This is a genomic window from Moritella viscosa, from assembly GCF_900120065.1.
GTDB lineage: Bacteria > Pseudomonadota > Gammaproteobacteria > Enterobacterales > Moritellaceae > Moritella > Moritella viscosa.
Window position 1 is genome coordinate 35,627 of the sequence record NZ_FPLG01000078.1, and the last position, 11,640, is coordinate 47,266.

Consider the following 11,640-nt stretch of genomic DNA (forward strand, 5'->3'; position numbering starts at 1 on the left):
CAATTTTAATCGTTATCAATCTAATCATTACCAAATAGGTCTCGAGTATAGACTTTATCCGCAACATCAAGCAGTTCGTCCGCTAAACGGTTCGATACTATGACATCAGAAAGTGCTTTAAATTCATTCAGATCTGTCAGTACCGGTGATTTGAAGAACTCATTCTCAGTCAATACAGGCTCATATACCACGACCTTTATACCTTTCGCTTTGATTCGTTTCATGATGCCTTGAATCGATGAAGCACGGAAATTATCCGAACCTGATTTCATAATCAAACGATAAACACCAACCACTTGCGGTTTTTTAGCAATAATAGCATCAGCGATATGATCTTTACGTGTCGAATTAGCATCAACAATAGCACTGATTAAACTGTTTGGTACATTTTCATAGTTCGCACGTAATTGCTTGGTATCTTTTGGCAAGCAGTAGCCACCATAGCCAAATGACGGATTATTATAATGGCTACCAATACGCGGGTCTAAACCTACACCTTGTATGATCTGACGGGTATTTAAACTGTGAGTCTCGGCATAACTATCCAGTTCATTGAAATAAGCCACCCGCATCGCCAAATAAGTGTTAGAGAACAGCTTAACCGCTTCCGCTTCAGTCGAATCAGTAAACAACACATCGATGTCAGTTTTAACCGCACCTTGCATTAACAGCTCAGCAAAAACCTGTGCACGTTCAGACTGTTCACCAACAATAATACGTGAAGGGTGTAGGTTATCGTATAAGGCACTGCCTTCACGTAAAAACTCAGGTGAGAACAAAATATTATCGCAACCTAGGCGCAGTTTGACCTCTTTGGTATAACCAACAGGTACCGTCGATTTAATCACCATAACCGCATTTGGGTTAATCGCCATTACATCTTTAATTACCGCCTCTACTGATTTGGTATTAAAATAGTTATTTACCACATCATAATCAGTTGGCGTTGCGATAATCACATAATCAGCATTGCTATAAGCAAGTTGCTTATCAGTTGTTGCAGTAAGATCAAGTTCTTTATTAACGAGGAAATCTTCGATTTCATTATCTGAGATAGGTGATTTTTTATCGTTAATAAGGTTTACTTTTTCGGTAATAATATCTAGAGCTATCACATGATTATGTTGTGCTAATAACACAGCATTTGATAAACCAACGTAACCCGTACCTGCAATGGTAATGTTCATGGTGTCGACCTGATTAGGGGTGGAAATAAATAATATATCCTTATATTCTAACAGTAAAATAATAACTATAGCCAAACAACATCACCTTAATACGATACAATTATTAAATCTGTATGAATTTCGTAGTCGACTCTATCTGTGAGAATGTACAATATGTTATTATCTCCTGCTTAATTCCGTAATTTATATTAAATAAGGCTGTATATGAAAATTTTGGTTGTGGGCGATTATCTCAAGACTTCAAATGCAATTCGACCAGAGGTCATGATAACCATAGGTCTTGCGAATAAAGGTCATGACTTAACGGTATTTACACGACCAAACTCTGCTTACACGCCAATTTTTGAAAACCTTGGGATCAAGGTGATTGAACAATACCCGACCAAAAAAATCTGTTTAAACACGATTAAAATGATCAGAGCTGAATTACGTACAGGCGATTACGATATTGTTTATGCACTAAACTCTAAAACAATTCCAAACGCCGCATTTGCGTGTATCGGTTTCCCTGTGAAAATGGTTAATTATCGAGGTACTACAGGCGGATTATATCGCCATGATCCAAGTGCTTACCTAACCCACTTACACCCTCGCGTTGACGGTATCATTTGTGTATCTAATGCAGTGACCGAAGATATTCAAGCACAAGTATGGAAAAACAAGGATAAAGTAGTCACGATTTATAAAGGTCATGATCCGGCTTGGTACCAGTCCCAACCTGGCGATCTCTCTGAATTTGGTATTCCAGAGGGGGCTTTCGTTGCTATTGCGGTTGCTAATGTTAGACCAACTAAAGGTTTATCAGTATTACTTGAAGCAGTAAATAAAGTTGCCCATTTAAACAATTTCCATCTATTACTGGTTGGCTCAGGCATGGAGAAAGAACCTTACCTTAGTGCAATCAAAAACTCTGCATTAGGTAATCGTATCCACGTTACCGGCTACCGTACTGATGCACCAGAATTAATGGCTGCGTGTAATATTTTAGTTCAAGCCTCAATCAGTGGTGAAGGATTACCAAGAGCGGTAATGGAAGCGATGAGTTATGGCGTTCCTTCAATTGTGACTGTAACTGGCGGTAGTAAAGAAGTTGTAATAGATGGTGTTAATGGCTGTGTTGTACCAGTCAAAGATGCATTAGCCATCGCAGATAAAATTGAATATTTATATAGCAACGAAGCAGTTGTCAGCGATATGTCTGTGGCTTGTAAACAACGTTTGGCCGAGCTATTCACTGCTGAACGCACAGTTGATGAGCATATTAAATACTTTGAGTCATTATTGGATTAATAATAAAATATATACACTAGCTGTAAACGCAGTTAGTGCATATAAGATTCACAATACTAACCGTTCCTCTAACTTATTAGCCCAAAACTCAGCGCCGTACCTTTAGGTATTATAACGTTAGCTTTTTTTCCTAATACTTGGTCATAATACTTTGGTTCTAAACCAAAACCAGGACGAATACTGCGAACATTATCCGTTGTAAATAACTCACCAGCGGCAATATCCTTAACAGCATATAACGAGCGACGAAATTTAACATTACCTTGCTCTGCTGGTGTGCGCTCATAATTTACATTCCCCATCGCTTGCCAAGCGGTATAGGTATCACGACAAAGCCGAGCTAATTCATCTGGTTCAAGAGAAAAACTATCATCCGCACCGCCCGCATTCCGATCTAAAGTCACGTGTTTTTCAATCACACAAGCACCGAAAGCAACAGAAACAACCGCGGTTGCATTATCAATGGTATGATCAGATAACCCTGCTAGCACGTCAAAACGTTGACCCATATCGGCAATCGTGCGTAGATTATATTGTGCTGCGGGCGCTGGGTAACCACTCACACAATGCAATACAACCAAATCATCACAGCCATTATCTTTAGCTGTTTGTATCGCGAGTTCAATCTCGCTTTGATCTGCCATGCCGGTTGAAATAATCATCGGTTTACCGGTTTGCGCAACCCGTTTAATTAAAGGTAAATCAACAATCTCGAATGAGGCAATTTTATACGCTGGCGCATCCAGTTCTTCTAATAAATCCACAGCAGTAAAGTCAAAAGGCGAACTAAAAATAGTAATATCGAGTTCTTTCGCTTTCGCAAATAATGGTTGGTGCCATTCCCACGGCATATGCGCACTGGTATACAACTGATATAAACTTTGTCCGTGCCACAACCCCCCCTTGATTTGGAACTCATCACTGTCGCAATCCATCGTTATCGTATCTTGAGTATAAGTTTGTAATTTTATCGCGTCAGCGCCCGCTTTTTTTGCAGCTTCCATGATTGCAAAAGCACGATTGATATCACCATTATGATTTGCCGATAGTTCGGCTATAATATAGGGCGAAAAGTGGGGGCCAATTTTGCGACCATCGATAGTAATATACTGCTCAGTCATGATGTTAAAAAATACTCTTCGATAAAAGGAGAAATAGCCGTTTAAGACAGTGGATAACGGACAAAAGTTTCCGCCGTTAAGCGTTGATAATTAGCCTGATTAAATAGTTGCTGTGAAGCCGTGTTAGCCATCATTACTTTAGCATGGATAGTGATATTTGGGTGTAGCTCATCCAAATATGTTAGTGCTCGCTTAGCAATACCCTGACCATAATAAGCAGGGTCAATAAAAATAGACAGCAGGTATTCAGCTGTATTTATTCTATCTAAACGCACTACGCCGACGCTGATACCATGGCGAACCTGCTTATGGCTTAATGCAGAAAATGTAAAAGATGTATCTGATATGGTAATAATATAAAAATAATCTTGATGCTGACTGAGCTTATTAATCATCCAAGTTTGATGTTCAGACCAGCTCGGCACTCGTTTATTTAACGCATATTGCCGCGTGTGCGGGTGACATTGCCAATCAAATACCGGTTTGATGTCCGTCAGAGCAGCACGGCGTAACTGTAGACATGACGTCCCATTGACATGTGCAGAGCTATCTAAATGAACAGTACTATCTAAATTTTCAATAACCTGTAATACCCGGTTCAATCCCAACCCATCACATAACTTAAGGTTATTCTCTCTCAACACGGACCAATTCTGTAATAACCGCTGATAAGTTATCATTAACCGCTGAGCTATATCTTCGAGTTCAACCTTATACGCCGCGTCCACAGCAACTAGATTACGACTGATGGTCCGCTGATTTTCAGCCAATGGAATAATAATACTCGGTAATCCCAAACAGGCTCTTTCCCAAGTGGTAGTGCCTGGCGCACCAATAGCGACTTGATGTTGCAGCATTAATTCTGCCATGTTATCAACAAAGTTTAAATGTGTGATCCAATCACTATGCTGCTGACAGAATGCCTGTATTTGCTGATAATGGGGTCCACGAGGCCCTAATAACACAGTAACGAAAGGCCGGGCTAACGCAGGTATTGCAGCAAGCGCGGTTAAAACCTGCAAGGTCGCATTAGGTTGATCTATTCCGCCCATGCTTAATAATAATTTGGGTCTGAGGGAGAGCTTATCATCTGTTAATACTTGCTCACGATAATAGCTAAATAGTGGATTTAATAATGCAAACTCACAACCAGTTAATACCTTAGTATCATCGTGAGCGGGCTGATATTCGTCACTGCAGCGTAATAATGTTTGATCTAAAATTAGATCCGCATGGTGATTACGTACTAAGTCATCGATGACCATGATCTTACAATTCAATGTTTGTTGTATGCACTGTTGCCAGTTTGCATTCAACGCATAATGATCGACGATAACCAGATCAGCATTCGTCACCAGTGTTAACAAATCTTGCGCATCTTGCTGCCAAGGTACTTGCAACCAGGCCACATAATCAGCGCTACTCTCAGGGAGAAATTCAATTTTTGGTTCCACTAATTTATAAACAGGGAAACCTTTACTTTCAATGAAAGCAACCAAATCTCCCGCTTGCGGGCGACAAACAAAACTCATCTGATGGCCCTGCCGTACTAGCCCTTGTGCTAATACTAAACAGCGCATTACATGACCACTACCGATATGCACCGACGCATCGGTACGAATGACGATATTCACATTAAACCTTCATGACCGCATATAACGCTTCAGCAAATTCCCAATCTTCCAAAGTATCCACATCTTGCACCCTTTTTCGCGGTATCAAGACAGCTTTTGAAGATAAAGAGAAAAATGGCTTTCCTACTTTAAATGCAGATACCTTACCCCAATAAAATTGACCAGCATCGTGGAAAGCTTCTTGTAAGTCTTGAGAACGCGTATTTAAATGCTCAGGCTGGAACATTTTCACAGAGCCATTCTCGCTCAATGAAATAGCACGTTGAATGGGAAAAGCAAAAGAAGTAGCACTGAATGCATAATCAATATTACGTTCTGATACAGCTTCTAACCCCGCAGATAAATCATTCGATGATATAAATGGCGCTGTGGCATAAATACAGCAAAGTAAATCGACGGTTATATTTTGTGATTCACACCATCCTATCGCATGTTGAATGACATCCATGGTGGTCGCGTAATCATCAGCAATATTAGCTGGACGGATAAAGGGGACTTCGGCACCATAATGCCTAGCTATATCAGCAATGTCGAGATCATCGGTCGACACGATTATTTTATCAAAACAACCGGATTTTTGCGCGGCTTCAATTGAATAAGCAATCATAGGTTTACCATGAAATAACTTGATATTCTTACGAGGAATTCGCTTACTGCCACCACGGGCAGGGATCATTGCTACTCTCATTATATTTCAGCCACACTAGGTAATAAAATACGCGTTAGGACAGTCACAACTTCATCTTGTTGCTGCTCCGTCATAGTATGAAACATCGGTAATGAAATAGCATCTTGGTAATAATGTTCTGCGGCAGGAAAGTCACCTTGTTTAAATCCCATCTGTTGATAATAAGGCTGTAAGTGAACCGGTATATAATGCAAATTAACACCGATGCCATTGGCTCTTAATACATCAAAAACATCTCGATGTGTTAACGAAATTCGGTCTAACTGTAGACGAATAACATATAAATGCAGACCTGAATAGGTATTATCTAGCTGAACAGGCGTTGTAACAGGTAACTTACTGAGTAACGAGTTATAACGCAGTGCAAGGTAATGCCGCGCAGTAACGAACGCATCAAGTCGCTGCATTTGCGACACACCCAGTGCAGCCTGCAATTCTGTCATACGGTAATTAAAGCCAAGTTCGACTTGTTGATAATACCAAGCGCCATCGGACTCTCCTTGCATTAATGCCGGATCGCGAGTAATGCCATGGCTGCGTAACAGAATCATTTTATCTGCTAATGCACGTTGATTCGTCAACGCCGCGCCACCTTCTGCGGTGGTGACAATTTTCACCGGATGAAAGCTAAATACGGTAATATCTGCATACTCACCACAACCAATCGGTTTCCCCTGATACGAACCACCAATGGCATGGGCAGCGTCTTCAATGATCTTAAAACCATATTGTAATGATAATGCATGAATAGCGGCCATATCACAGGATTGACCACACAAGTGCACAGGAATAACAACTTTGGGTAATTTGTTTTGTGCTTTAGCTATAATGAGCTTTTTCTCAAGCGTATCAGGGCAGAGGTTATAAGTCGCAGGATCAATATCCACAAAATCAACTTTTGCACCACAATATAGTCCACAATTAGCCGAGGCGACGAAGGTTATAGGGGTGGTCCATAACCAATCCCCTTCTCCAAGATCTAATGCTAAACAAGCAAGATGCAAGGCCGATGTTGCACTATTACAAGCCACGGCATAGTCAGTGTCAGTATGCGCGATCAGAGCTTGTTCAAACAAAGGGACTTGCGGGCCTTGAGTGAGAAAATCGGATTGTAATACAGCAATGACCGCATCAATGTCTTGCTGGTTAATATCCTGCTTACCATAAGGGATCATAACAAACTATTCCTTACAGCTCAGCTTGACGATCAAAATCACGGATCTGCTGAATATTCAGAAAATCAGGGTTATTACCGGAATGGTATTCATAACCTTGTGTTACGGCTTGACCTTTTTCACCTAACCGGTTTAAGCCATAATCAATATCCTGACCAAAAAATATAATCGTTGGGCAGATAACATAATGATCAGCAAATTCTAAGGTTAAATGCGAATCATCTGCTGGGCACATAATCTCATGTAACTTTTCACCTGGGCGAATACCAATGATCTCGGTTTTAATGTCAGGCGCGTAAGCCGCAACCAAATCCATAATATGCACAGAAGGAATCTTCGGAATAAATATTTCGCCGCCCTGCATACGTTTAAAGTTAGTCAGTACGAAATCAACACCGTCTTGTAACGTGATCCAAAAACGCGTCATATCTGGATGAGTCACAGGTAATGATTCTGCCCCTTTTTCTAGCAAACCTTTAAAGAAAGGCACCACGGAACCACGCGAGCCAACAACATTACCATAACGCACGCAAGCAAAACGGGTTGGACCACTACCCACCATATTGTTGGCAGCAACAAACAACTTATCCGAGGCCAATTTGGTTGCACCGTATAAATTAATCGGATTAGCCGCTTTATCTGTTGATAACGCGATTACCTTTTCTACTTTGTTAGCAATCGCCGCTTTAATGACATTTTCTGCACCGTGAATATTAGTTTTAATGCACTCCATCGGGTTATATTCTGCCGCAGGTACTTGCTTTAACGCGGCAGCATGGATCACAAAATCCACATCTTGCATCGCTTGCATCATACGCTCAGCATCACGCACATCACCGATAAAGTAACGCATACATGGATCATTAAACTCTTGCTGCATTTCAAACTGCTTAAGCTCATCACGCGATAAGATAATTAAACGTTTTGGTTTATAATTAGCAAGAATGGTTTTGGTGTATTTTTTACCAAAAGAACCAGTGCCGCCGGTGATGAGAATGGATTTGTTGTTGAACATGGTTATCCTTTGATAAACGCGTTATAAATTAAGCACAATACATACAGGGAATATATGTTAAAAATAGGCATGCATTAATATAAACCGATATTATACTAATGTTGCCAGACAATAAACTTACATTAACGATATGAGTTTCATCATAATCAAAAATGATAACGTAGCCTAAAATCAATTTATCCCGTATTATCACGACATATCTATAATTCACAGCAACAGGCTTGTCTACCATGAATTTGTCATTACCCAACGACACCCAATCTAAATGGCTCCTAGCATCCACTATTGGAGTCTGCCTTTATCCCGTATTATTATTTTTATTTCCAAAAGGTTACATAGTTAGCACCACAATTTTAACTTTAATGGCGGTGGTTGCAGGTTATTACAAACAATTAAGCTGGAACAGAAGTCTCACATTATTGAGCCTTGCATTTATAGCCTTTAGTTTTCCGCATCTGGTTAACTTGGTTCAAGAAACAACAGATATGCGCCATGTAAAAAAAATATTACGCGGCTTACCTCTATTACTTGTTGCCGCTTTTCTCGTTAAAAATAACCCAGATAAGAAAATTATCCATTGGGCCTTCATATTCGGACTCATCATTTGCTTTATCGGCATGCTTAACGCTCAAATTACAGGCTTAGATAGAAGAGACGTACTAGGCAATAATGTTATACCATTGATGGTATCAGCGACTGCTCTCTTAGCATTCTTATTGCCACAAAGTAATAGTGACAATAAATTGTTGAAATATATGGTATATGCTACCTTTCCCTTAACTATTTCAGCAATAGTACTATCACAATCAAAAGGGGTAGCACTATCGGCTTTGGCTACCATGTTAGTTTTTTCAGTTCTCACATTTCGACAGTCTAAAAGTAATATTTTCATATTATGGGTATTATTAATCAGTGCTATAGGAGTAACATCGTTATTCAATAACGATGCATTGATAAAAAGAATTAACATAGCATCAAAAAATGTAACGCTTGCTGTTAACAAAACCATTGAACAGGACACGGTGAGAACGACCAAAAGTACAACTTCGATAGTAAACAAATCAACAGAGAAAAAGATCACACCAACACAAAAAAAATCATGGGCGCCACACTCATCATCGACAATTAGACTAGAACTATGGAAGGGTTCTTTGTTACTCGCTGCAGAAAAACCTTTCTTTGGTTATGGAAAATTAGCCGCTCGCGATAGAATGTTAGAGTTAATCAAAGAAGGGAAAATAGCCCCTTATGCAAAAAAATACGCAGAAAAACACTTCCATTCGATTTACTTTGAGGCTTTAGGCTGTCAAGGACTAATAGGGCTAATTTCGATCTTATTGGTATTATTACTTCCGCTATATATTTTTATCAAACACTGGACTAATAATCCGCAAGTGGCACTTGCTGGTAGTCTCATCGTGACGAATTACGCTATAGCAGGTTTAAGTGATACTGTATTAACCAGTACCCTACCATCAATAACCTACGTTATGTTAATGGTGCTATGTGTATCACAAGTATCAATTTCAGAGCAAAAAACTATAGATTAATATAATATTTTTACGCGTAAGATAGTATTCTAACCATCTTACGCAGTAATTTAATTTCTATATAATAGTTTATTCTCTTTGTCTAAAACCCATAACTTACCCCACTTTTCACCCCAATTATCTCCTTGCTTTATTGCTTGTAACGATTCCATTCCATTTGCAGGAGTCAGGGTTAGCTCACCAAAAAACATTTTTCCATTTATATTGTAAAAATCGACTCGAACATAATCAAAATTTTCAGCTAACTTTCGAACCAGTTGTTTCATCAACTCAAAATTTACAGGCTTTTTGCAGTCTTCAACAGGAGGAAATGTATTTAAGGCAATATCAGTCATATTCCAATTTTCATCATATATACTTCTTTTATGCTCAGTAAAACGTCCCTGATCTACACCAATAAATATTTCATCATTCGTAAAGCAATGGCATTTATAATCATCGGGGGTATCCGATTCAGAGGGTAAAAATGATTCAATCATGATTCGCTTTTCTATTTTTGTATACGCCAACTCCCTTCTTACGAATCCAAAGTCTAATGTTAGCGCATAATTCATTTTTTCGATTAACTTATCAAGATCATGAGATGCTTTATCTCGCACTATCTCAATATGATTTTTGCCACTGCCATGAGTCGTTTTTACTACAAATTTATTTGGTAGATCATCAAAATCGGCTATTTTAAGTTGTTCATATATACCTAAAATAGGAATCAAATATTCTGCTCCAATTTGTTTTTCAACATATTTTCTAACAGTATACTTATCTGCAAACTTTGCCATTTCCTCAAAGTTACCAAACTTTTTTCTATAAAATATTTTTTCTGCAAATGTGTTGGGATTATCTTCGTTTAATTCATAACCGTGGAGTTCTTTAAACTTACGCTTATACCGTAAATCATACCTCCAACGTCTAACATGCTTACTCAGTGAATCAGGTATAATACGATCGATGATTTTCATAACATCATGCCTACTGTAATTAATTTATGTTCAACAACTCAAGTTGTTGCTTAATAATATTCTCAAAGGATAATCTCGCTATATTTTCTTCTGAAGGTAAAACGGGATTATTCAAATATTCAGATATCACATTTGCTAAAGCCACAAAATCGCCTTTTGGCACAATTCCCTTGGAAAGTTCGCCTATTAGTATCTCGTCGACAGGACCACAATCCGTACTAACGACAGGTGTTCCACAAGCTAAGGCCTCTGTAACAACATTAACAAAACCTTCAAAATCAGAGCTGAGCACAAAAAGCTTTGCTTTTTTATACCAAGGGTATGGGTTATCTACAAACCCAGGAAGTAACACTCTATCTGTTAAACCTAATTCATCAATTAGTTTTTCAAGTTCTTGTCTCTGGTTTCCTTCACCCAAAATAATCAATTTACAATCATCCGGATTGACTCGATGAAAAGATTTAATTAATAAATCAAACCGTTTCTGAGTTGTTAATCGCCCGACACTTAATATAAAATGCCCATCATAAAGATCAACATCTTGAGTACTTAAGCCTTTCACCCTTTTTATATCACATGGGTTATTTATAACTAAAAACTTCTTAGGAGCTACACCCTGTATTGCTAAAGACGCCTGAACACCCTGCCTTATGTATTCAGAAACAGAGAAAAAAACTTTATCTTTAAATAACTTAGACGTGAGCCAATGGTTATACTTACCTATTATTCCTTTCGCATTACTGGATAAAGAAAAAGGAAGATGTAAACTAAATGCTGCATTATCCTTTTTATACCACCACATGCGTTGAACTGAACGAGCACCACGTACAAAAACAGCATCTAATGTTCGTCCATCAGACTCAATTTGATCAATTTTTTTATTGACGAGTTTTTTGTAGATTAAAGTCGAAAAATAAAATTCACTACGAGGTAGTAAATTTCTAAAAATCACTTTATATAAAGCATAATATATGGCAAGAAAAGGATTAAAAAATTAAAGGTTTAGATATATTTAGTGTAT

Annotated in this window: 10 protein-coding genes; 2 read left to right on the top strand and 8 right to left on the bottom strand. The window is 38.6% G+C overall.

Translation table 11 applies throughout. The features are described from left to right. Positions 1-20: 20 nt before the first annotated feature. Positions 21-1,187, bottom strand: coding sequence for a nucleotide sugar dehydrogenase (locus BT797_RS10380; protein WP_075471992.1), 1,167 nt, complete (start codon positions 1,185-1,187; stop codon positions 21-23). Positions 1,188-1,391: 204 nt separating this feature from the next. Here BT797_RS10380 and BT797_RS10385 point away from each other — a divergent pair, with 204 nt between their 5' ends. Next, positions 1,392-2,477 (top strand): glycosyltransferase family 4 protein, encoded by a 1,086-nt coding sequence (locus tag BT797_RS10385; RefSeq protein ID WP_075471994.1) that lies wholly within the window; start codon positions 1,392-1,394, stop codon positions 2,475-2,477. A gap of 68 nt (positions 2,478-2,545) precedes the next feature. On the opposite strand, the gene pseI is transcribed toward BT797_RS10385, so the two are convergent. From pseI to pseB, 5 genes are read right to left on the bottom strand one after another with little or no spacing between them, the layout of a single operon-like run. Continuing rightward, entirely contained in the window at positions 2,546-3,598 is a 1,053-nt protein-coding gene (gene pseI, locus BT797_RS10390) for a pseudaminic acid synthase (RefSeq protein ID WP_075471996.1), read from the bottom strand. A 41-nt stretch (positions 3,599-3,639) separates the two neighbouring features. Then, complete coding sequence (gene pseG, locus BT797_RS10395) at positions 3,640-5,232, bottom strand: UDP-2,4-diacetamido-2,4,6-trideoxy-beta-L-altropyranose hydrolase (protein ID WP_075471997.1); 1,593 nt, start codon at positions 5,230-5,232, stop codon at positions 3,640-3,642. 1 nt (position 5,233) lies between these two features. Further along, positions 5,234-5,920: a pseudaminic acid cytidylyltransferase gene (gene pseF, locus BT797_RS10400; protein WP_045111737.1), complete on the bottom strand. Its 687-nt coding sequence runs from the start codon at positions 5,918-5,920 to the stop codon at positions 5,234-5,236. Then, positions 5,920-7,095 (bottom strand): UDP-4-amino-4,6-dideoxy-N-acetyl-beta-L-altrosamine transaminase, encoded by a 1,176-nt coding sequence (pseC, locus tag BT797_RS10405; protein ID WP_075471998.1) that lies wholly within the window; start codon positions 7,093-7,095, stop codon positions 5,920-5,922. Before pseC ends, pseF begins: the two co-directional genes overlap by 1 nt. Before the next feature lie 13 nt (positions 7,096-7,108). Further along, entirely contained in the window at positions 7,109-8,110 is a 1,002-nt protein-coding gene (gene pseB / locus BT797_RS10410; protein WP_075471999.1) for a UDP-N-acetylglucosamine 4,6-dehydratase (inverting), read from the bottom strand. A gap of 230 nt (positions 8,111-8,340) precedes the next feature. On the opposite strand from pseB, the gene BT797_RS10415 reads away from it, so the two are divergent. Next, complete coding sequence (locus BT797_RS10415; RefSeq protein ID WP_082293693.1) at positions 8,341-9,660, top strand: O-antigen ligase family protein; 1,320 nt, start codon at positions 8,341-8,343, stop codon at positions 9,658-9,660. Between the two features lie 50 nt (positions 9,661-9,710). Here BT797_RS10415 and BT797_RS10420 read toward each other — a convergent pair whose 3' ends face one another. After that, the gene (locus tag BT797_RS10420) at positions 9,711-10,619 is read right to left on the bottom strand and encodes an ATP-grasp fold amidoligase family protein (protein ID WP_075472001.1); all 909 of its coding nucleotides are present in this window, start codon (positions 10,617-10,619) and stop codon (positions 9,711-9,713) included. A gap of 19 nt (positions 10,620-10,638) precedes the next feature. Next, the gene (locus BT797_RS10425) at positions 10,639-11,571 is read right to left on the bottom strand and encodes a glycosyltransferase (RefSeq protein WP_075472002.1); all 933 of its coding nucleotides are present in this window, start codon (positions 11,569-11,571) and stop codon (positions 10,639-10,641) included. Between the last annotated feature and the right edge of the window lie 69 nt (positions 11,572-11,640).

What these genes read in the sequence shown, in the direction of transcription:
- BT797_RS10385 (WP_075471994.1), top strand. Translation starts at nt 1,392, where the DNA reads ATGAAAATTTTGGTTGTGGGCGATTATCTCAAGACTTCAAATGCAATT.
- pseI (WP_075471996.1), bottom strand. Translation starts at nt 3,598, where the DNA reads ATGACTGAGCAGTATATTACTATCGATGGTCGCAAAATTGGCCCCCAC.
- pseC (WP_075471998.1), bottom strand. Translation starts at nt 7,095, where the DNA reads ATGATCCCTTATGGTAAGCAGGATATTAACCAGCAAGACATTGATGCG.
- pseB (WP_075471999.1), bottom strand. Translation starts at nt 8,110, where the DNA reads ATGTTCAACAACAAATCCATTCTCATCACCGGCGGCACTGGTTCTTTT.
- BT797_RS10380 (WP_075471992.1), bottom strand. Translation starts at nt 1,187, where the DNA reads ATGAACATTACCATTGCAGGTACGGGTTACGTTGGTTTATCAAATGCT.
- BT797_RS10415 (WP_082293693.1), top strand. Translation starts at nt 8,341, where the DNA reads ATGAATTTGTCATTACCCAACGACACCCAATCTAAATGGCTCCTAGCA.
- BT797_RS10420 (WP_075472001.1), bottom strand. Translation starts at nt 10,619, where the DNA reads ATGAAAATCATCGATCGTATTATACCTGATTCACTGAGTAAGCATGTT.
- pseF (WP_045111737.1), bottom strand. Translation starts at nt 5,920, where the DNA reads ATGAGAGTAGCAATGATCCCTGCCCGTGGTGGCAGTAAGCGAATTCCT.